Genomic DNA, 19009 nt, shown 5'->3' with positions numbered 1-19009 from the left:
CGCTCCTCAGGCCCTCCGCGCCGGGTGACCGGCACGACAGCCGCCGGGCTTTCGCCTCAGCGTCCAGGGGCCGCGCCGATGACTCGCGATCCCTTCGGCGATCCTCCCCTTTCCCGACAGGTCATCGGGGTCATCCCCCTCGCCGTCGGTACTGATGGGGATCGCTCCTCCATCGGAAGGTCCACCTTCCCACGGCCAAGCCCCCTTTTGCAAGCCGCTACCGGAGGTCGCTCAGCAGGGCCTCGCCGCGGGGCCAGGGGCCGTGGCCCGAGGCCTGGTTCAGGTGGCCGCAGGGTCCCAGATCCACGAAGCGCGCCCCCCAATCGGCCGCCAGGATCCGGGCCCGGGCCGGCGACAGGAAGGGGTCGTCCGAGGAAGCGGCCACGATGGCGGGAAAGGCCAACCGCAGGCGGGGGATGGGCCCGAAGGGGCGCAGCACCGCCAAGGCGTCGGGTCGCTCCACATCCGAGGGAGCCGCCAGCAGCGCGCCCCGGATCTCCCGGTCATGGCCCTCCGCCCAGTGGACGATGGCGAGGCAGCCCAGCGAATGCCCCACCAGGATCGGCGGTTCCTGGCAGTCGGCGATGGCCTCGTCCAGGGCCTCCACCCACGCCGCCTTAACCGGGTGCTCCCAGCTGGACATCTCCACCCGCTTCACGCCGCCCAGGCTGGCCTCCCACAGGCTCTGCCAGTGGCCAGGGCCGGAATTCTGATAGCCAGGGACGGTCAGGATCGTGGGCATGCTCCCCCCCCAAGATGGCTCCATGGAACGCCCTTGGATCCTGAAGATCAAGCGCGGAAGCTCAGGCCGAAGCTCAGGCCTTGGGGGTGGGCGCCGCAGCGCCAGGAGCGGGCACCAGGGCATCGGCCAGGCGCCGCACATAGCCGCTGAGATCCGTCACCGCCGCCACCGCTTCCGGGGTGGTGCGCAGCAGCTGAAAGTAGCCGGCGTAGGCGGCATAGGCCAGCAGGGCCCGCTGGCGCGCCTCGGTCTCGGAGAGCCCCAGGGCCTGGAAGGCCTCCACCCCGAAGGCCAGGCGGCGCTCCGTGGCGCGGCGGAGGAAGGGGGCCACCCGGGCGTCCCCGCTCGAGACCGCCAGCGCCGCGAAGAACAGCCCGTTCTCCAGATCCTCGAAGGCGGCGAAGAGCAGCACCCGCAGGCGGCGCCGGGGATCCGCGATGCCCCCGTAGCGGGCCACCACATCGGCACTCTGGTCCTGCTCCCAGGCCTCCAGGGCCGCGCGGATGAGGGCGTCTCGATTCTCGAAGTGCCAGTAGAAGCTCCCCTTCGTGACGCCCAGCGCCTGCGCCAGCGGCTCCACGGCCACCGCCGAGATCCCCTTCCGGATGATGAGGGCCTGCGCCGCCTGGACCCAGGCCTCGGGCGAGAGGGGCGTCGCGGGGCGAGGGGGCTTTTTGCGGGGAACGGGCATGCAGACCTGGGCCGGGACCCGCAGCCTACCATACCCATCCGTATGGCCCTCCGGGGAGACCGCAGCTTCTTCTTTGACCGAGACCTATCCACCTGCCCGTCGGTTGAGGTCGGACGGCCGTACGCGGAAACTGCGATCGAACGCCCCTCTGCTCTGCCGGGGCGAGGCCTCCCGGGGAGGTCCCATGCGATCGCTCCTCTGCACCTTGCTGCTCGTAATTGGAAGCCTGGACTGCGCCCGGATCTATCGGCCCGTGGCGCTGCTGGCGCCTCCGGTGGAGGTCCACGGCGGAGCGTTGTCGGGACGCCTCGCCCTCCAGCCCTGGGGGGACAACTCGGGCTATGCCCGGAAGGCCCTCGACGCCCACCTGCGCGTGGCGGTCCTGAGCCTCGAGAATGCCTCCGACCAGGGGGTTGAGGTCCTGGGTCTGCAGCTGCCAGACGAGGCCGGCGGCCTGGCTCCCGAGGCCGCCCTGCTCCTGGTGCGGCAGCGGAGCGCCGCCTACCTCCTCTACCCGATCCTCCCGGGAATCCTGGCCGTGGGCAGCGGCGGCGACCGCCTGGGTCTGGCGGTCTTCGGCGCCCTGGGGGTGGTGGGGCTGGGAACCGGCATCCCGAATGCGGTCGTGGCCGCCCGGAGCAATCGCCGCCTGGAGGACTTCTTCCGGGGCGAGGCCTGGGTACCCGGGCCCGTGCCGCCCGGCCGGAGCCGCCGTGGCCTGGTGTTCATCCGGAGCCGCGATCCCCATGCTCCGCTGCCGATCCGGGTCCTCTACCGGGATCCCGCCGGCGACCGCACCCTGAACCTCACCTGCCCGGGAATTCCGCCCCGCTGAACGAGGGGGGTCCGCCGGAGCTAGACTGAAGGTTCGGAGCGCCCCATGTCCCTGGTCATCGCCGGCAAGACCTTCAGCAACCGCCTCGTCCTCGGCACGGGCAAGTACAAAGATTTCGCCACCATGCAGGCCTGCTACCGGGCCGCGCGGGTGGAGATGGTCACCCTGGCCGTGCGCCGCTTCGACCTCGGCGCCAAGGGCGAGGACAACATCCTCAACTGGATTCCCAAGGACATCGCCCTGCTGCCCAACACCGCCGGCTGCTACACCCGCGAGGACGCCCTGCGCGTGGCGCGCCTGGCGCGGGAGGCCCTGCAGACCGACTGGGTGAAGCTCGAGGTCATCGGCGACCAGAAGTCGCTCTATCCCGACAACGAGGAAACCCTGGAAGCCGCCAGGATCCTTGTGAAGGAGGGCTTCACGGTACTGCCCTATGTGAACGCCGATCCCATCCTCGCCAAGAAGCTCTGCGATGCGGGCTGCGCCGCCGTCATGCCCCTGGGCAGCGCCATCGGCTCGGGCCTGGGCGTGCAGAACCCCATGACGCTGCTGCTGATCAAGGAAGTGGTCGAGAGCTACCAGCTGCCCATGATCGTGGATGCCGGCGTCGGCACGGCCTCCGACGCGGCCCTGGCCATGGAGCTGGGCGCCGATGGCGTGCTGCTCAACACCGCCGTGGCCGAGGCCGGCGAGCCCACCAAGATGGCCCAGGCCATGGATCACGCCGTGATCGCCGGACGGCTCGCCTTCGAGAGCGGGCGCATGCCCAAGCGCCTCTACGCCAGCGCCAGCAGCCCCATGACGGGCGTCATCGGACGGTAGCCATCCCCAAAAAGGAAGCGCCCGGCGACGGCCGGGCGCTTCTCGTTCGGGAGGCTTGTCTTACCGGGCCGGAGCCACTTCGCGGAGGCCGACTTCCGTCAGGGCCGCGGCCAGGTGCGCCACGGTGCGATCCACATGGTGCAACTTCTCGAGCCCGAACAGACCAATGCGGAAGGTCATGAAATCCGCCGGCTCGTCACACTGGAGCGGCACGCCGGAGGCCACCTGCAGGCCCGCGGCCAGGAACTTCTTCCCGGACTGGATGTCGGGATCCGTGGTGTAGCTCACCACCACGCCCGGGGCCTTGAAACCCTCGGCCGCCACGCTGGGCAGGCCGCAGCTTTCCAGCAGGATGCGGGCCTTGGCGCCCAAGTCCGCCTGCTCGGCCTGCAGCTTGTCGAAGCCGTAGGCCTCCATCTCCTGCATCACCGCACACACCTTCGCCAGGGCGTCCGTGGGCATGGTGGCGTGGTAGGCGTGGCCGCCCTTCAGGTAGGCGTCCATGATCGCGGACCACTTCTTGAGGTCGCAGGCGAAGCTGGTGCTGGTGGTGGTCTCCATCACGCCCTTGGCCTTCTCGGAGAGCATGACCATGGCGCAGCAGGGGCTGCCGCTCCAGCCCTTCTGGGGGGCGGTCACGATCACATCCACGCCGATGGCCTCCATGTCCACCCACATGCAGCCCGAGGCGACGCAATCCAGCACGAAGAGGCCGCCCACGGCGTGGGTGGCCTGGGCCACCGCCTTCATGTAGTCGTCGGGGAGCATGATGCCGGACGCGGTCTCCACATGCGGGGCGATCACCACCTGGGGTTTTTCGGCGGCAATGGCGGCCACCACCTCGGCGATGGGCGTCGGCACCCAGGGGGACTGGCGATCCGTGCCGGTGCGCTTGGCCTTGAGCACCGTGTGGGAGGCGGGAATCCCGCCCATGTCGAAGATCTGCGACCAACGGAAGCTGAAGAAGCCGTCCCGGATCACCAGCGCCTTCTTGCCCGTGACGAACTGCCGGGCCACGGCCTCCATGCCGAAGGTGCCGCTGCCGGGGACGATCACCGCGGCCTGGGCGTGGTAGACCTTCGCGAGGATGCGGTTCATCTCCCGCATCACCTGCTGGAAGCGCTTAGACATGTGGTTGAGCGCGCGGTCGGTGTAGACCACGGAGAATTCCAGCAGTCCATCCGGGTCGACATTGGGAAGCAGTGCAGTCATGGCGAGTCCTCCTCGGAATCTATTTAAGCCAGTTGATGTCCGTGCCGGCAGGGAGGTGCGGCGTGAAGATCGACAGGTACTGGAGATCCTCCTCCAGCGCCCGGGTGTCGTGGACGATGCCCCGGGGGCAGACATGCACATCGCCGGCCTTCACGGGTTTCCACTCGCCGTTGACCATGATCTCGCCCTTGCCGCCGACCACGATCACATACTCGTCGCAGACCGTGTGGAAGTGGCGGCCGATGGTGGTGCCCTTCACGGCGGTCCGGATCATCATCTGCGTGCGCGGGCACTCGTAGACCACCTCGCTGTCCACGCCCTTCTCGGGCAGGGACCGCTGGGCATAGTAGTCGCGCAGGTTGATCAGGACGGCCACATCCGGAGTGGAGTCGATGAGGCCCTTCAGGGTTTCCAGCTCGCAAGTCGTCATGGGGATTCCTCCGTTCGCTGCGGGTTGAGGGTCAAGGTTCAGCTGACCGCCGGCGCGGTCGGCAGGATGCCGGGGATGACGAAGGCCTGCAGCAGCACCACGACCACCACGATCCCCAGCAGGATCATTGAATATTTGAGGGTCTTCCTGAAGATGTCCGTCTCCCGGCCCACGAGCCCCACCGCGGCGCAGGCCACGGCGATGGACTGGGGGGAGATCAGCTTGCCCATGACGCCGCCGAACAGGTTCGCCGAGGTGGTGAGCACGGGGTTGAAGCCCAGGTGCCCGGCGGTCACCTGCTGGAGCTTGCCGAACAGGGCCGCCGACGAGGTGACCGAACCCGTGAGGAACACGCCCACCAGGCCGATGACGGGAGAGAAGATCGGGAAGGCCATGCCCGTGAGGACGGCGAAGGCCAGTCCCAGGGTGAACGACATGCCCGAGTAGTTGGCCAGGAAGCCCAGGCCGATGACCGAGGCCAGCGTGACGAGGGCGAACCGGAGCTGCATGAAGGTTTTGGCGAAGACCTTGGCGCCGGTGGCGGGGCTGATGCCCAGCACGACCATGGAGATCAGCGACGAGAGGAACATGGCCGTGCCCGGGGCCGTGAGCCACTGCCACTTGTAGCTGGCGCCGTAGACGGCGGGCTTGGCGACGATGGGCGCGGCCTTGAAGACGACGCCGTCTAGCCAGGGCCAGTGGGGCACGGCCAGGAACCAGTGGTGGGTCTTCTCGGCGTAGTTCTTGAAGAAGGGCGTGCCCCAGAGGCCCATGACGAGCATGAGGATGAGGAAGGGCGACCAGGCCTTGAAGATCTGGCCCGCCGTGTGGCGGACACCCGTGGCCGGGTTCGCGACCTTGTCCTCCTCGAAGGTCCAGGTGGTCTTGGGCTGCCAGAAGCGGATGAAGATCACCAGGCAGAGCAGCGACACCACGGAGGCCGTGATCGCCGGCAGCTCGGGCCCGAAGTAGGTGGAGATCGCCAGCGAGGTGGCGCCGTAGCTGATGCCGGCCACCAGGGCGGCCGGAATGACTTCCAGGGCCCGCTTGAAGCCCACCATGACCACCACCATGAAGAAGGGGATGATCAGGGCCATGAAGGCCATGTCGATGCCGATGGCGCGGGCCATGGTCGTGGCGGGGATGCCCGTCACGGTGGACATCATCATCGTGGGGACGCCCACGGGCCCGAAGGGCACGGGCGGCGTGTTGGCCACGAGGCAGATGACGGCGGCCGGCAGGGGGGGGAAGCCCAGGCCGATGAGCATGGCCGCGGCCACCGCCACCGGGGCGCCCTGCCCGGCCACGCCTTCCATGAAGGCGGAGAAGGAGAAGGCGATGAGCAGCGCCTGGATCCGGCGGTCCGGGGACAGGGATGAGATCGAGCTCTTGATGATCTCGAACTGTCCCGATTCCACCGTGAGGTTGAAGAGGAAGACCGCCGTCAGGATGATCCAGCCGATGGGAAAGAGGCCCGTCACCATGCCCAGGGCGGAGGCCGACAACGCGGCGCTGAGCGGCATCCGGTAGACGAGCACGCTGATGATGATCGTGAGAAGCAGCGTGAGCAGCCCCGCCACATGGCCCTTCATGCGTTTCACGGCCAGGGCCCAGAACAAGAAGAAGATGGGGATGGCCACCACCAGGGCGGTGAGGAGCAGGCTCCCCTGAAGCGCGGCGTAGTTTTGGTTCCACTGCATACGCTTGGTCCTTTCTCGTTGAGGTTGGGATGGGACCCACTATGAGCGCCCGAAGTCATTAACGATGTGACTATCGTCAATTGTTGTTGCCAAAGAATTCAGCCTTTTCGGGGCCCTTCCCCGAGGACTCGGACCCCAGGTCCAGCCCCGGGGAGGGGTCACCCCTGGCTCGACCTGGGGGATAATGCCCCATGTCCGACCTCGACCTCCCGCTCCTGGAATGCCGCATCCTGGGCTGCCTGCTGGAGAAGCAGCTGAGCACGCCGGATGCGTATCCCCTGTCCATGAACGCGCTGCTCAACGCCTGCAACCAGTCCAGCAACCGCGACCCGGTGCTGGCGGTGACGGAACCGGAGGTCCAGGCCTCCGTGGAGGCCCTCCTCGCCCGCGGGCTGGCTGAGCACTGGCCGGGCCGGGTCCTGAAGGTGGCGCACACCGCCAAGCCCACCTGGAACCTCTCCGTTCAGGAGGCGGCCCTGCTGGCGGAGCTGCTCCTCCGGGGGCCCCAGACGCCCGGCGAGCTGCGCACCAACACGCGGCGGATGTACGCCTTCCCGGACCTGGCGGAGCTGGAGGCTTGCCTGGGCGCGCTCCTCGAGGCCGAGCCGCCCCTCATCCAGCGGCTCCCCCGGGCCCCCGGGGCCCGTGAAGCCCGGGTGGCCCACCTGCTCTCAGGGCCGGTCGCCCAAGCTCTCGCCCATGACGCTGCCCCCGCCCGCTCCGGTCGGCTGGATCAGCTGGAAGCCGAAGTCGCCACCCTGCGCGACGAACTGGCAGTGCTCCGGGGGGCTTTCGAAGCCTTCAAGGCCCAGTTCTAGGCCTCGCGTCTACAACTCGCGGAAGGGCACCCGGAGCCGGCGCAGGCCCTCCACCAGGTCCCCGTGGCGGCCGGGCTCCACCTGGAGCACCAGGTGGAAGGGCCGGGGCGCCAGGTCCTCCGCCACGGCTTCCAGCACGGCCATGAGCGTGACGCCGTCCGAAGGGGGTGCGTCCTGGAGCAGCTGGTCTGCATCGAAGACCAGGAAGGTGCCGCCCTCGGGCAGGTCCGCCAGACCATCCCGGAGGCTGTCCCAGGTGCCGCCGAAGTAGGGGGGGAACTGGGCGGCGGCCGCCCATTCGTCCAGGAGCGCCACCCGGGTCCGCATGCGGCTCCCCCGCAGCCAGCGAAGGGGGGGCATGACCGGCGCGGCCTCCGCCAGCGCGGCGGCCGTCCCGCGCCACACGCAGAGGTGCGGCCCCTGGGCGGAGGCGAGGAAGGCCCAGTCGCTCATCGGACCTCGACGAAGGTGCGGTAGTGGTCGACCGTGTACCAGACCCGTCCATCGCTGCCCGTGACCAGGCGTTCGGCACCCCTATTGCGGCCCTCGGCTCGGGGATGCACATCCCACTCCCGGTATTCGATGCGCTTCCGGCGGGCATCGTAGCGGGGGAGCGCCCCTTCGTAATTGCCGAAGATGCGGCCGCCCACATAGCCGGGCTGGGCGTAGCCGTGCTGTCGGATGTAGGCCAGAGTCTCGCGGGCATGGGGGGGGAGAGGATTCGATGGGGCCACCTGGACCTGCGCGGTCGGGGCCGGCGGGGGCGAGGCCGGGCCCTGGGGCCCGCAGGCCGTGAGCGGCAACAGAGCGGCCAGGGCGACCAGGCCGGCGGCCAGGTGCGCGAGGGTCCTCCGCCAGCGAGTCATGCGACCTCCAGGATTGCGGTCTGCAAGTGTACTGCTACCCGGCCTGGTTGGCGGTGGTGATGGTTTCCAGCCCGTGGGCATCCGGCCCCGTCTCCGCCCGGCGCAGCAGGTAGGCGAAGAGGAAGCCGAAGAAGCCGAGGCTGCTGAAGATCCACATGCCCAGCCGGTAGCCCGTGGGATGCGCGGCGCTGGCGGCGGCATGGTCGTTGGCCCAGCCGATGAGGAAGTTGAAGCCCGCCAACCCCACATTCTGGATGAGCGTCATCAGCCCATAGGCCGTGCCCAGCTTCTCCTCCGGCACCAGGTAGGCCACGGAGGGCCACATGACCGCCGGGATCAGGCTGAAGGCGATGCCCATCATGGCCATGGGCACGAAGAGGCTCACATGGGTGTAGGCCATGAGCAGGTAGACCGGGATCAGCAGCAGGCTCCCCAGCATCATGAACAGCGCCCGCTTGCCCACGCGGTCCACCATCAGGCCGAAGAGCGGTGTGCCGATCATGGCGAAGAGGGTGAGCATCGAGGATAGGAAGCCGCCGGTTTCGCGGGTCACCCCGTGCGCATCCTGGAAGAACTTCACGGCGAAGGTCTGGAAGGGGAAGATGCCGCTGTAGAAGGTGATGCAGAGGGCCACCACATACCAGTAGGTGGGGCTGAACTTCAGCAGGTCGCCCCAGACCACCTTGTCCGTGCCGCCTTGGCCGCCCAGGGCGTAGCGCTTTGCGGCGCCGTTCTCCATGAGCCAGTAGACGCCTGCGGCGATGACACACACCGCGCCGAAGACCGTGGCGATGAGCAACGGCGTGCGCCAGGAGCCGAAGGCCCAGCGGGCCCAGGTGGGGCTGTTCAGGGCCGCGAAGGAGCCCAGACGGGCGATGAGCAGGTTGATGCCGAAGGCGAAGCTCAGTTCCTTGCCGCGGAACCACTGGGCCACCGCCGCCGTGACGGCCACGATGAGGCTCTCCGCCCCCAGGCCGAAGACCAGGCGGCCCGAGGCCATGACCCAGAGCTTGGGGCTCAGCGCCGTGAGGAGGGCCCCCATGAAGCAGAGGACGGCGAACAGGAAGGTGGCCTTCTTCACGCCGATGCGGTCGATGAGGATGCCGCCCACCAGCACCATGATGATGTTGGGCACGCTGTAGATCCCCTGGAGCAGCCCGATGTTGCCATCCGTGAAGCCCAGCTGCTTCTGAAGCACATCGGCCAGGGGGCTGATGGCGTCATAGACATAGTAGTTGCCGAACATGGCCAGGCTGATCACCACCAGCACCAGCCAGCGGAAGGCCGCCGGCGGAGCCGGCAGGGCGCGAGTGGAGGCTTCGGTGGACATGCAACTCCCGGGCGGTTTCACCCGAGGATGACACGGCTCCAGGAGGACCTTCAAATAGAACTGATTCTCATAAAAATTAACATGTCTTAACACCTCTGCCCGGCGCCGGCCGTCCTAAGCTCGAGCATCCCCCTTCTTTCCCACCCTCTTTCCTTCTTTCCCGGAGCCTCGGCTCCCCGGAGGTCCCATGCCCTCTCGTTTCGCCCTTCGTCTCGCCGCGGCGGCGGTTCTCGTGGTTCCCGCCTTCGCCGCCCGCCCCGTGGACAGTCCCCTGGCCGACGAGGCGCGTCGCCACCTGGATGCCCGGGTGTACCAGCTGGGCCTGGATCGCGACCACGGGTTCGCGCCCAAGAGCGTCTTCGAGGAACCCACCGGCGAGGCCCACATCCGCATGCACCAGCTCTACAAGGGCGTGCGGGTCTTCGAGGGCGAGTCGGTCGTGCACATGCGCGGGGGCGCGGTCACGGACCGCACCGACGCGCTGGTCCGCGGCCTCAACCTGAATGTCATCCCCACCCTGGCCCACGGTGAGGCCCTGGCCGTGGCCCACCAGTCGCTGGCCCCGAAGGGCGCCTACGCCCACGCTCCCACCTCCGAGCTCGTGGTCGCCACCCTCACCCGGGACATCGAGACCCCCCGCGGCACCCGCACCCTTTCCCGCCCGGCCCTGGCCTACCACATCCACACCGAGCTGGAGAACGGCGCCGAGGAGACCCGGCACACCGACTTCCTCGTGGATGCCCACACCGGCGCGATCCTGGAAAGCTGGAGCACCCTCCACACGATCAGCGGCACCGGCAACTCCCAGTTCTCGGGCACGGTCGCCATCAACACCACCGCCAACGGCGCGACCTATGACCTGCGCGACACCACGCGCGGCATGAACTACGCCACCTACAACCTCAACCACGCCACCACGGGCACCGGCACCCTCTACAACGATGCCGACAACACCTGGGGTGACGGCGCCAACTATGTGGCCGGAGGCAGCACCACCACCGCCAACGGCCAGACCGCGGCCGTGGATGCCCACTACGGCGTGGGCCTCACCTACGACTTCTACAAGAATGTCCTGGGTCGGAACGGCATCGACGGAAACAACGGCGCCACCTACAGCCGCGTGCACTACAGCAACAGCTACGACAACGCCTTCTGGTCCGACAGCTGCTTCTGCATGACCTACGGCGATGGCTCCTCCTTCAAGTCCCTCGAGTCCATCGATGTCGCGGGCCACGAGATGAGCCACGGCGTCATGGCCCGCACCGCGAACCTCACCTACCGCGGCGAGTCCGGCGGCCTGAATGAGGCCAACTCGGACATCTTCGGCAGCATGGTCGAGTTCATGGCCCACGGGGGCGGCACCAGCACCGTGCCCAACTACACCAGCATCACGGGCACCATCCAGGTGAACTACGGCACCGTGCCCGCCGCCAACTACCTCATCGGCGAGCAGCTGGCCACGAACGCCTTCAACAAGCCCCTGCGCTACATGTACAAGCCCAGCCTCGACGGCTCCAGCCCCGATGCCTGGTCCAAAACGCTCGGCCGCCTGGATGTCCACTACAGCTCGGGCGTGGCCAACCACTTCTTCTTCCTCCTCGCCCACGGCAGCCAGATCGATGCCTTCTCGGGCAACCTCCAGTCCCCCCTGGCCAATGGCGTCACCAGCATCGCCGGCATCGGCAACGATCTGGCCGCCCGCATCTGGTACAAGGCCATCACGGCCTACATGACCAGCAGCACCAACTACGCGGGGGCCCGCGTGGCCACCCTGAACGCCTGCACCGCCCTCGGGTACCCCTCGGGCAGCTCGGTCTACACGACCGTGAACAACGCCTGGCTGGCCGTGAATGTGAAGTAGGGCCGCCGGCCCTTCAACGAGAAGGCGCCCCGCGGGGCGCCTTCTCGTTTCGCGGGTTCCCTGCGGTCGCCGGGTGACCGATAGTGGGGGGATGACGGCCCCTTCCCGGCGCATCTGCCCCAGCTGCCAAACCCGCCTCTCGCCCCTCGCGGCGGAGTGCCCCGAATGCGGGCTGGCCCTGGCACCGCCCCGGCAGGGCCGCCCCCTGCTCTTCCAGGCCTCCGCCCTGGCCCAGGCCTCCTTCGCGCCGCCGCCCCGGGCCCTGACAGCCCCCGCCCTGGGCCGCGTCCCGCCCGTGGCCGTGGAGGTGGCTCCGGAGGAATTGGAACGCCCCGAGATCGGAGCGGCGCCTTCGATCTCGCCGCGCCGCCCCGCCCAGGCAGCCCTGGGTGTCCAGGAACCCGTCGCCAGCTTCTGGCCCCTCGTGAAGGTGGAGGCCACCGAGGCCCTGCTCCTGGTTCTGGTCCAGGCGCTGGCCCTGGCGCTGCCGGCCTGGCTGCTGGGGGTGGCTCCGGGCCGGCTGCTGCTGGGGGCCTGGCCCCTCGTGCTGCCCTACCTGTTCTCCGTGTCCTGGATCCTCTTCATGGCCCCCCTGGTGCTCGCGGGCCAGACGCCCCTCATGGGGTTCTTCGGCGTGACCCTTCCCGAGAACCAGCCCGAGCGGCGGATGGCCTTCTCCCTTGTCCATCTGCTGTCCGTGGCCTGCTTCCCCTTGAGCTTCCTCTGTATGGTGCTGAGCCCCCGCCACCAGACCCTGGGAGAACTCCTCAGCGGCCAGGAGCTGCTGGCCCGGCCCGTCGCCCGGATGCGCTGAAGGTCCGCAGCTCTACTGGGGGAGGTGCATGGGCACGGAGGTCACGATGACGCCCGACCGCATCAGCAAGGCGGCCTTAAGGCGCAGGGCGCTCTGGTTGTGGAGGAACTGCTGCCACCACTTCGAGGTGATGAACTCCGGCAGGATGACCGTGAGCGCCAGCTCCGGTTCCGCGGCATGGATCCGGTCCACCTCCCCCAGAACGGGCTCCACGAGCTTGCGGTAGGGGCTCGGCAGGCAGCGCAGGGGCACGCCCATGCCGTAGATGATCCAGTCGGCCCGCAGCTTCTCCATGGCCGGGCTCTCCCGGGCGCCGTCAGAGCCCAGGTCCACCGTGAGGGCTTCCACGCGGTCTCCGGCGATGAGCCGGGCATAGAGGAGCGACTGCACCACGCCCCGGTGGATGCCGTTCACCAGCACCAGGGCGTGGTGCTTGGTCGGCAGGAAGGCGTCCGTACGGCTGGCCGCCAGCCGGGACTTCACGCCCACATAGTGGCGGCGGATGCTGAAGTGGACCACCACCAGCAGGGGCACCAGCAGGATCACGATCCAGGCCCCGTGGATGAACTTGGTAATGGCGATGTCCAGCAGCACCACCAGGGCCGTGACGGCCCCCAGGCCGTTCACCATCGCCTTGGCATGCCAGCGCGGGCCCTTCACCTTGCGCCAGTGCGCCACCATGCCGGTCTGGCTGAGGGTGAACCCCATGAACACGCCCGCCGCGTAGAGGGGCAGCAGGATGTCCGTATTCGCGTGGAAGAGCCAGACCAGCAGGCCCGAGAAGAAGAACAGGATGAGGATGCCGTTGGAGAAGACCAGGCGGTCGCCCTGGCTGGCGAACTGGCGCGGCAGGAAGCCGTCCCGGGCCTGGAGGGCCGCCAGACGGGGGAAGTCCGCGAAGGCCGTGTTGGCCGCCACCACCAGGATGGCGAAGGTGAAGCCCTGGGCCAGGTAGTACATCAGCTTCGGAAGGCCGTGGCTCACATCGCCGAGGATGGCCTTGTTCAGCTTGGACAGCAGCGTCTCGGCCACCACCGCGGGGTTCGTGCTGTGCTGGTAGGTCACCCCGTACTGGTGGGCCAGCAGGGTGATGCCCAGGAACATCGTTCCCAGCAGCAGCACCATCCAGATCATGGTCTTGGCGGCGTTGGGCCCCACGGGATCCCGGAAGGCCGTCGTGCCGTTGCTGATGGCCTCCACCCCGGTCAGCGCCGTGCAGCCCGCGCTGAAGGCCCGCATGAAGATCCAGACCATCGACACCCCCGCCAGATGGGTGCCCTGGACCACGGCCTGCTGCACCTGTGCGGGCGAAGGCCCCTCCCCGAGGAGCAGGCGGACGAGGCCATAGCCCATCACCAGAAAGATGCTCACCACGAAGCCGTAGGTGGGGATCGCGAAGAGGTGGCCGCTCTCCTGGATGCCGCGGAGGTTCATGATCGCGATGAACCCGATGGCCAGGAGCGTCAGGGCGACATTGTGCCCCGCCAGGGCCGGCACGGCGGCCGTGATGGCGGCGATGCCCGACGAGGCCGACACCGCCACGGTCAGGATGTAGTCGATGAGGAGGGAGGCCCCGGCCGTCAGGGCCGGAATGTCGCCCAGGTTCTCCTTGGCCACGATGTAGGCGCCACCCCCGCCCGGGTAGGCCAGGATGGTCTGCCGGTAGCTGACGGCCAGGATCGCCAGCAGCGCCACAATGCCGAGGGCCACGGGAATGGACCATCCGAAGATCGCCGCGCCCACCAGCGCCAGGCCGCCGGCCGCGGGAACCAGCGCCCCGGAGAGCGAGGCCAGGATCTCCTGCGTGGCATAGGCCACGGAGGAGATTGCGTCCGAGCTGAACACGGCCAGGGCCACCGGGTTGCTGATCTTGGTGTGCTGCGTCTCGTCGCTGGATAACCGCCGCCCCAGCAGGATCCGCCTCAGGCTCTGCATCCCTCACTCCCGGACAGCAGGCTACTCCACGATGGGCTCCAGGTGGTAGGGGATCGAGATCACCACGGTCTTGGGCTTCATCAAGAGCGTGCCCTTGATGCGCCATGCGGTCTGGTTGTGCAGCAGGTTCGCCCACCAGTGGCCCGTCACGAATTCCGGCAGGATGACGGTGATGGTGTACTCCGGCTCCACGCGCCGCATGCGGTCAAGCTCCTCCACGATGGGCTCGACGATCTTGCGGTAGGGGCTGCGGATGGAGCGCAGGGGGATGCCTTCGCAGTAGCGTGGCCAGTCCGAGCGCAGGCGCTCCAGGGCGGCGCTGTCGCGGCCGTTCTCGTCGGGGAAGTCCACCGTGAGGGCCTCCACCTCGCCGTGGTCCGCGATGACCTTGGCGTAGTTCAGGGACTGCACCACGCCCGAGTGGATGCCGGACACCAGCACCACCACGCGGTTCTTGCGGGGGCTGATGAAGTCGGCGCGACTGCCCGCCAGGATCGACTTCACGCGGATGTAGTGCCGGTGGATGTTGAAGAAGGTCATCACCATGAGGGGCAGGACCAGCACCACCACCCAGGCCCCGTGGGTGAACTTGGTGACGATGATGACCATCATCACGACCAGCGTCGTCAGGGCACCGGCTCCGTTGATGACCGACTTGAGGGCCCAGTGGTGGCCGCGGAGCTTGAGCCAGTGGCGCACCATGCCCGTCTGGCTGAGCGTGAAGCCCAGGAACACGCCCACGGCGTACAGCGGCAGCAGGTGGTGCTCCCGGGCGTTGAAGATCCACAGCAGGATGCCCGACAGCAGCGAGAGGATGAAGATGCCGTTGGAGAAGACCAGCCGGTCCCCCTGGCTGGAGAACTGCCGCGGCAGGAACCCGTCCCGGGCCATCATGGCCGCCAGGCGCGGGAAGTCCGCGTAGGCGGTGTTCGCGGCCAGACAGAGGATCAGCATCGTGAAGGCCTGCACGATCAGGTAGGTGATGTGGGGGAGCCCCGGGCCGGTCCCGAGGATCCGGCGCTCCAGCATGGACAGCAGGGACTCGCCCTCCCCGGTGTAGATGATGCCGAAATGGTTCGACAGCCAGGTGATGCCCAGGAACATGGCCCCCAGCATCAGCACCATGGCCACCATGGTCTTGCCCGCGTTCCGCGCGGTGGGCTCCCGGAAGGCGGACACGCCGTTGGAGATGGCCTCCACCCCGGTCAGGGCCGTGCAGCCCGCACTGTAGGCCTTCATGAACACCCAGATGGCCAGCCAGCCCGGGAAGGGGGGCGCCGCCGCCGCGTGGTGCTCGCCGACGGAGACGCCGCCCGCGAAATAGCGCCAGAAGCCGAGGCCGATGATGCCGAACATCGAGATCACGAAGCCGTAGGTCGGCACGGAGAAGACCGCGCCGCTCTCCTTCACCCCGCGCAAGTTGATCAGCCCGATGATGGTGACCACGACAAAGGCCAGGGCCACCCGGTGCGCATCGGCCGCGGGGAAGGCGCTGGTGATGGCCGTGACGCCGGCGGACACGCTCACCGCCACCGTGAGCACATAGTCCACCAGCAGCGAGGCTCCGGCCACCTGAGCCGGCACCTCGCCCAGGTTCTCCTTCGCGACGATGTAGGCGCCGCCCCCGCTGGGATAGGCGAAGATCGTCTGCCGGTAGCTGACGGTCAGGATGGTCAGCAGCAGCACGATGCCCACGGCCACGGGCCAGGACCAGGACAGCACCGCCGGCCCGAAGGCCGCCATGGCCATGTAGGGGCCCAGCACGGCCATGATTTCGCCGGTCGCGTAGGCCACGGAGGAGAGCGCATCGGAGCTGAACACCGCCAGGGCCACGGGGTTGCTGATCCGGGCTTCGTGGCTTTCCTCGCTGGCAAGGCGGCGGCCCAGGAGGAGTCTTCGGAAATTGGGCATTTCAGGATTCCTGCATCAGCGGGCCATCAGCCACAGGCCGGACAGCGTGGCGGCGAGCCCCACCAGCTTGGTGGGCTGGAGCTGTTCGCGGAAGAGAAGAAAGGCCAGGAGCGCCACCACCACGAAATTCGCGTTCATGATGCCGACGGCCACGGCCGCCTTGGCGCCGCGGGCGAAGCTTTCGTTGACCGAGATCAGGGCCAGGGCCGTGAAGAGGCCCGCGCCCACGGCCCAGGCCGCGCCGGCGGGCGGCGTCGAAGGCCGGCCCCGGAACAGCCAGTAGGCCAGGGCCAGCGGCACTTCGCCCACGACCACCCAGAACAGCACGCCCGCCGGACTGAGCCCGTGATGGCTCGCGGCCTTCATGCCCAGGTTGCCCAGGCCCATGAGGACCATCGCTGCCATCGCCCATCCCAACCACGCCATGCCGTTCCATCTCCAAGGAAAGACAGTATGGCGGTGGATGCCGTCTGTGGGGACAAGGGTTGACGGAGGCCACAGCGGATTCACCCGGCGGCCGGCCGGCTGGCCAGGGCCTCCACCACATGGCGCTGGTCCGGCGCCAGGGGCCAGATCCAGCGATCCTGGCGATGCGGATCCCGCCCCGCCGCCCTCAGCGCCGCCCCCACATCCAGGCCCGTCAGGGGATCGCTCACCTCCAGACCCTCCACGCCTCCCCGCAGCTGGGCCGTCCAGGGGTCGGCCCAGGGCCCCAGGTCCAGCGATCCGGGGCCAAAGGCCGCGCCCCGGTCGTGGATCAGCCAGAGCGCCGCCCCGCTCCCCGTCAGGGTTTCCAGGAACGCCTCCAGGGCCCGCCGCGTCCAGGCCTCCAGGGCCTCCACCAGGGGATCGGACCGCTCCGCCTCCGCCGCCCAGGGCGAGGCCTTCCCGAAGGCCCCCTCCACCACGCGCTCGGCCACGGCGCCGAACTGGCCCATCACATTGGCGGCCAGGATGGTCCCGGGCCGGTGGGCTTCGATCCAGGTCCGGAGCGCTGCGGGATCCGGGTGCAGGAAGGGCACCAGCCCCGCCAGGCGCAGGGCGGCGGTCCGGGGGTCCCGGTGCCGGCCCGACCAGGGCTCGGCCACGGCGCGCCGGGCCGCCGCCCCCAGGTCCACCAACCCCCCCGTCAGGTCCTCGAACACCCAGGGGGCCCAGCGCCGGTGGCGCAGGATGGTGCGGGCACGGCTCCAGGGATCCGCATCCCAACCGGTGGTTCGGGCCGGTGCCAGACCCCAGGGCACCTCCAGGCCCGAACCCGCGCCCAGGATCAGCACGGGGCGCGCGGGGTCCGCCGCCTGCAGCCCCTCGCCCAGGAAGCTCCGCACCCGCGCCAGGTGGGGCCCCCAGGCGGCACGGTCCCGGGCCAGGAAGGCGGTCTGCTCCAGGCGCAGCAACCTGGATAGCGGCTTGGACATTCCTGCATGTTACGGAAAACTGGAGGATCTGGAGGCCCGATGGCCCGTTTCTCGAAGCGCGTTGGCCGCGAAGTGCTGGAGGGCCATCCCCGGCTGCCCGAATGGATCACCAAGGAGCGGGTGAAGCTCGGCGACCTGCACGGCATGAAGCGGGGCCTCCGCGACTCGCACCTGCACACCGTCTGCGAAGAGGCCCGCTGCCCCAACCGCACCCACTGCTTCACCCACGGCACGGCCACCTTCCTGCTCATGGGCGAGGTCTGCACCCGGGCCTGCGGCTTCTGCAGCATCCAGAGCGGCAAGCCCCGGGCGCTGGACGCTCAAGAGCCGCTTGAAACGGCCGAGCGCGTGGCGGCGCTCGGCTTGCGCTTCGCGGTACTGACCTCCGTGAACCGGGACGACCTGCCCGATGGCGGCGCAGCCCACTTCGCCGAGACCGTCCTCGCCATCCGCCGCCGCAACCCGGGCGTGGGCGTGGAGGTGCTGGTGCCCGACTTCCTGGGCGACCTCGAGGCCGTGGCCCGCGTGGTGGCCGCCGGTCCCGCCGTGTTCAACCACAACACGGAAACCGTGCCCAGCCTCTATCCCGAGGTGCGCCCCGCGGGCCGGTTCGAGCGGAGCCTCCGCGTGCTGGCGCATGCGAAGGAGCTGGGAACCGCCCTGTACGGAACGGCCTTCCGCACCAAGAGCGGCCTCATGCTGGGGCTGGGCGAGACCGAGGCCGAGCTGATGACCACCTTCGAGGCCCTGGCCAAGGCCCAGGTGGACATCCTCACCCTGGGCCAGTACCTGCGCCCCACGCGCCACCAACTGCCCGTGAAGCGCTATGTGCACCCGGACGAGTTCGCCGACCTGGGGGCCAAGGCCAAGGCCTTCGGCTTCGCCACGGTCTACGCCGGTCCCCTGGTGCGCTCCAGCTTCAACGCCCACGAGGTGGCGGAGCTGGAAGGCATCAGCATCGCCTAGGACTCGGACGAGCTCAGTCCCGCCGGGGTTCCACGACGATGGCCGCGGGTTCGGCGGGACAGGCAAAGACGCAGAGGCCGCAGCCCGTGCAGATGTCGGCGTCCACCACCGGGTGGGGGATGGCCTCCCCCTCCTCCGTGACCATCCGCAGGGCCTCCTCCGGATAGGGGCAGCGGTCCACGCAGACGCGGCAAGCCCGGGCCTCGCGATCCAGGGTGCCCCAGGTGGCGCAGAGGCCCGGCTTCACGCGGGCCGTGCCCATGCGGACGGCCCGCGGGCCCTCCAGCTCGGTGCCGTCGGCCCGGACGAGCCGCGGCCAGACCAGGGCCTCGTCCTCGCATTCCGCCACGCAGGGCAGCGTTGTGCACAGGAAGCAGGGGACGCTGCGGGGATCGAGGTAGGGGGTGCCGAGGGCGAGCCCCGCCGTGGGTCCGGCCTTGAGGATGGCGTTTTCGGGGCAGGCCCGCATGCACTTGTCGCAGCGGGTGCACTTGGTGAGGAAGGCCAGCTCGTCCAGGGCCCCGGGCGGGCGCAGGAGCTTGGGCCCCAGCCCCGTCACCGCCTCTTCGATCCGGTTGGCCACGAACCCCGCGAACAGGGTGCCTAGGGACTTGAAGAAGTCCCCGCGCTCCTGGGGTTCGTCGAGTTTCTTGGCCAT

At 68.9% G+C, this 19009-nt stretch carries 19 protein-coding genes and 1 riboswitch; of the genes, 6 read left to right on the top strand and 13 right to left on the bottom strand.

Translation table 11 applies throughout. The features are described 5' to 3' along the window. Positions 1–180, bottom strand: a riboswitch (Lysine riboswitch). A 37-nt stretch (positions 181–217) separates the two neighbouring features. Then, the gene (locus tag QUD34_RS00140) at positions 218–742 is read right to left on the bottom strand and encodes an RBBP9/YdeN family alpha/beta hydrolase (protein WP_286354553.1); all 525 of its coding nucleotides are present in this window, start codon (positions 740–742) and stop codon (positions 218–220) included. Positions 743–815: 73 nt separating this feature from the next. Continuing rightward, positions 816–1433 (bottom strand): TetR/AcrR family transcriptional regulator, encoded by a 618-nt coding sequence (locus QUD34_RS00135; protein ID WP_286354552.1) that lies wholly within the window; start codon positions 1431–1433, stop codon positions 816–818. Between the two features lie 184 nt (positions 1434–1617). Between QUD34_RS00135 and QUD34_RS00130 the strand changes: the two genes are divergently transcribed. Both QUD34_RS00130 and QUD34_RS00125 read left to right on the top strand, forming a co-directional pair. Continuing rightward, positions 1618–2268, top strand: coding sequence for a hypothetical protein (locus QUD34_RS00130; protein WP_286354551.1), 651 nt, complete (start codon positions 1618–1620; stop codon positions 2266–2268). Positions 2269–2313: 45 nt separating this feature from the next. Next, the gene (locus tag QUD34_RS00125; protein ID WP_286354550.1) at positions 2314–3090 is read left to right on the top strand and encodes a thiazole synthase; all 777 of its coding nucleotides are present in this window, start codon (positions 2314–2316) and stop codon (positions 3088–3090) included. A 60-nt stretch (positions 3091–3150) separates the two neighbouring features. Here the strand turns inward: QUD34_RS00125 and QUD34_RS00120 are convergent, their stop codons facing one another. Genes QUD34_RS00120 through QUD34_RS00110 form a run of 3 tightly spaced genes read right to left on the bottom strand, consistent with a single transcriptional unit; the run spans position 3151 to position 6432 of the window. Next, positions 3151–4302: an aminotransferase class V-fold PLP-dependent enzyme gene (locus QUD34_RS00120; protein WP_286354549.1), complete on the bottom strand. Its 1152-nt coding sequence runs from the start codon at positions 4300–4302 to the stop codon at positions 3151–3153. A gap of 19 nt (positions 4303–4321) precedes the next feature. Further along, complete coding sequence (locus QUD34_RS00115; protein WP_286354548.1) at positions 4322–4732, bottom strand: cupin domain-containing protein; 411 nt, start codon at positions 4730–4732, stop codon at positions 4322–4324. Between the two features lie 38 nt (positions 4733–4770). Further along, the gene (locus QUD34_RS00110; protein ID WP_286354547.1) at positions 4771–6432 is read right to left on the bottom strand and encodes an L-lactate permease; all 1662 of its coding nucleotides are present in this window, start codon (positions 6430–6432) and stop codon (positions 4771–4773) included. 191 nt (positions 6433–6623) lie between these two features. Here QUD34_RS00110 and QUD34_RS00105 point away from each other — a divergent pair, with 191 nt between their 5' ends. Then, positions 6624–7250 (top strand): YceH family protein, encoded by a 627-nt coding sequence (locus QUD34_RS00105; RefSeq protein WP_286354546.1) that lies wholly within the window; start codon positions 6624–6626, stop codon positions 7248–7250. Positions 7251–7259: 9 nt separating this feature from the next. Here QUD34_RS00105 and QUD34_RS00100 read toward each other — a convergent pair whose 3' ends face one another. From QUD34_RS00100 to QUD34_RS00090, 3 genes are read right to left on the bottom strand one after another with little or no spacing between them, the layout of a single operon-like run. Beyond that, a complete protein-coding gene (locus QUD34_RS00100; protein WP_286354545.1) occupies positions 7260–7703 on the bottom strand; it encodes a barstar family protein in 444 nt (147 codons plus the stop codon). Continuing rightward, complete coding sequence (locus QUD34_RS00095; protein ID WP_286354544.1) at positions 7700–8116, bottom strand: guanyl-specific ribonuclease; 417 nt, start codon at positions 8114–8116, stop codon at positions 7700–7702. Before QUD34_RS00095 ends, QUD34_RS00100 begins: the two co-directional genes overlap by 4 nt. A 34-nt stretch (positions 8117–8150) precedes the next feature. Beyond that, entirely contained in the window at positions 8151–9446 is a 1296-nt protein-coding gene (locus QUD34_RS00090) for an MFS transporter (protein ID WP_286354543.1), read from the bottom strand. Positions 9447–9633: 187 nt separating this feature from the next. Between QUD34_RS00090 and QUD34_RS00085 the strand changes: the two genes are divergently transcribed. Beyond that, positions 9634–11307 carry a M4 family metallopeptidase gene (locus QUD34_RS00085; RefSeq protein WP_286354542.1) on the top strand — a complete coding sequence of 558 codons (1674 nt, stop codon included), beginning with the start codon at positions 9634–9636 and terminating at the stop codon, positions 11305–11307. A gap of 91 nt (positions 11308–11398) precedes the next feature. Beyond that, the gene (locus tag QUD34_RS00080; protein ID WP_286354541.1) at positions 11399–12121 is read left to right on the top strand and encodes a ribosomal eL19 family protein; all 723 of its coding nucleotides are present in this window, start codon (positions 11399–11401) and stop codon (positions 12119–12121) included. A 12-nt stretch (positions 12122–12133) separates the two neighbouring features. Here QUD34_RS00080 and QUD34_RS00075 read toward each other — a convergent pair whose 3' ends face one another. The 4 genes from QUD34_RS00075 to QUD34_RS00060 all read right to left on the bottom strand — a co-directional run bounded on the left by QUD34_RS00075 (position 12134) and on the right by QUD34_RS00060 (position 17385). After that, entirely contained in the window at positions 12134–14056 is a 1923-nt protein-coding gene (locus tag QUD34_RS00075; RefSeq protein ID WP_286354540.1) for an APC family permease, read from the bottom strand. A 21-nt stretch (positions 14057–14077) separates the two neighbouring features. Then, on the bottom strand, positions 14078–15967 hold the full coding sequence (locus tag QUD34_RS00070; protein WP_286354539.1) for an APC family permease: 1890 nt from the start codon (positions 15965–15967) through the stop codon (positions 14078–14080). Between the two features lie 15 nt (positions 15968–15982). Continuing rightward, positions 15983–16393 carry an EamA family transporter gene (locus QUD34_RS00065; protein WP_375379990.1) on the bottom strand — a complete coding sequence of 137 codons (411 nt, stop codon included), beginning with the start codon at positions 16391–16393 and terminating at the stop codon, positions 15983–15985. Between the two features lie 80 nt (positions 16394–16473). Beyond that, a complete protein-coding gene (locus QUD34_RS00060) occupies positions 16474–17385 on the bottom strand; it encodes a hypothetical protein (RefSeq protein WP_286354537.1) in 912 nt (303 codons plus the stop codon). A gap of 39 nt (positions 17386–17424) precedes the next feature. Here QUD34_RS00060 and lipA point away from each other — a divergent pair, with 39 nt between their 5' ends. Further along, on the top strand, positions 17425–18351 hold the full coding sequence (gene lipA, locus QUD34_RS00055; protein ID WP_286354536.1) for a lipoyl synthase: 927 nt from the start codon (positions 17425–17427) through the stop codon (positions 18349–18351). A 13-nt stretch (positions 18352–18364) separates the two neighbouring features. Here lipA and QUD34_RS00050 read toward each other — a convergent pair whose 3' ends face one another. Beyond that, a complete protein-coding gene (locus QUD34_RS00050) occupies positions 18365–19009 on the bottom strand; it encodes a 4Fe-4S dicluster domain-containing protein (protein ID WP_286354535.1) in 645 nt (214 codons plus the stop codon).

The organism is Geothrix oryzae (assembly GCF_030295385.1).
Taxonomy (GTDB): Bacteria; Acidobacteriota; Holophagae; order Holophagales; family Holophagaceae; genus Geothrix; species Geothrix oryzae.
This window is presented reverse-complemented; position numbering and strand designations above follow the sequence as displayed.

Excerpts from the sequence above, each read along its gene's own strand:
- QUD34_RS00095 (WP_286354544.1), bottom strand. The coding sequence starts at position 8,116 with ATGACTCGCTGGCGGAGGACCCTCGCGCACCTGGCCGCCGGCCTGGTC.
- QUD34_RS00105 (WP_286354546.1), top strand. The coding sequence starts at position 6,624 with ATGTCCGACCTCGACCTCCCGCTCCTGGAATGCCGCATCCTGGGCTGC.
- QUD34_RS00125 (WP_286354550.1), top strand. The coding sequence starts at position 2,314 with ATGTCCCTGGTCATCGCCGGCAAGACCTTCAGCAACCGCCTCGTCCTC.
- QUD34_RS00135 (WP_286354552.1), bottom strand. The coding sequence starts at position 1,433 with ATGCCCGTTCCCCGCAAAAAGCCCCCTCGCCCCGCGACGCCCCTCTCG.
- QUD34_RS00090 (WP_286354543.1), bottom strand. The coding sequence starts at position 9,446 with ATGTCCACCGAAGCCTCCACTCGCGCCCTGCCGGCTCCGCCGGCGGCC.
- QUD34_RS00110 (WP_286354547.1), bottom strand. The coding sequence starts at position 6,432 with ATGCAGTGGAACCAAAACTACGCCGCGCTTCAGGGGAGCCTGCTCCTC.
- lipA (WP_286354536.1), top strand. The coding sequence starts at position 17,425 with ATGGCCCGTTTCTCGAAGCGCGTTGGCCGCGAAGTGCTGGAGGGCCAT.
- QUD34_RS00050 (WP_286354535.1), bottom strand. The coding sequence starts at position 19,009 with ATGGCCAAGAAACTCGACGAACCCCAGGAGCGCGGGGACTTCTTCAAG.
- QUD34_RS00080 (WP_286354541.1), top strand. The coding sequence starts at position 11,399 with ATGACGGCCCCTTCCCGGCGCATCTGCCCCAGCTGCCAAACCCGCCTC.
- QUD34_RS00065 (WP_375379990.1), bottom strand. The coding sequence starts at position 16,393 with ATGGCGTGGTTGGGATGGGCGATGGCAGCGATGGTCCTCATGGGCCTG.
- QUD34_RS00140 (WP_286354553.1), bottom strand. The coding sequence starts at position 742 with ATGCCCACGATCCTGACCGTCCCTGGCTATCAGAATTCCGGCCCTGGC.
- QUD34_RS00085 (WP_286354542.1), top strand. The coding sequence starts at position 9,634 with ATGCCCTCTCGTTTCGCCCTTCGTCTCGCCGCGGCGGCGGTTCTCGTG.
- QUD34_RS00100 (WP_286354545.1), bottom strand. The coding sequence starts at position 7,703 with ATGAGCGACTGGGCCTTCCTCGCCTCCGCCCAGGGGCCGCACCTCTGC.
- QUD34_RS00075 (WP_286354540.1), bottom strand. The coding sequence starts at position 14,056 with ATGCAGAGCCTGAGGCGGATCCTGCTGGGGCGGCGGTTATCCAGCGAC.
- QUD34_RS00130 (WP_286354551.1), top strand. The coding sequence starts at position 1,618 with ATGCGATCGCTCCTCTGCACCTTGCTGCTCGTAATTGGAAGCCTGGAC.
- QUD34_RS00070 (WP_286354539.1), bottom strand. The coding sequence starts at position 15,967 with ATGCCCAATTTCCGAAGACTCCTCCTGGGCCGCCGCCTTGCCAGCGAG.
- QUD34_RS00120 (WP_286354549.1), bottom strand. The coding sequence starts at position 4,302 with ATGACTGCACTGCTTCCCAATGTCGACCCGGATGGACTGCTGGAATTC.
- QUD34_RS00115 (WP_286354548.1), bottom strand. The coding sequence starts at position 4,732 with ATGACGACTTGCGAGCTGGAAACCCTGAAGGGCCTCATCGACTCCACT.
- QUD34_RS00060 (WP_286354537.1), bottom strand. The coding sequence starts at position 17,385 with ATGTCCAAGCCGCTATCCAGGTTGCTGCGCCTGGAGCAGACCGCCTTC.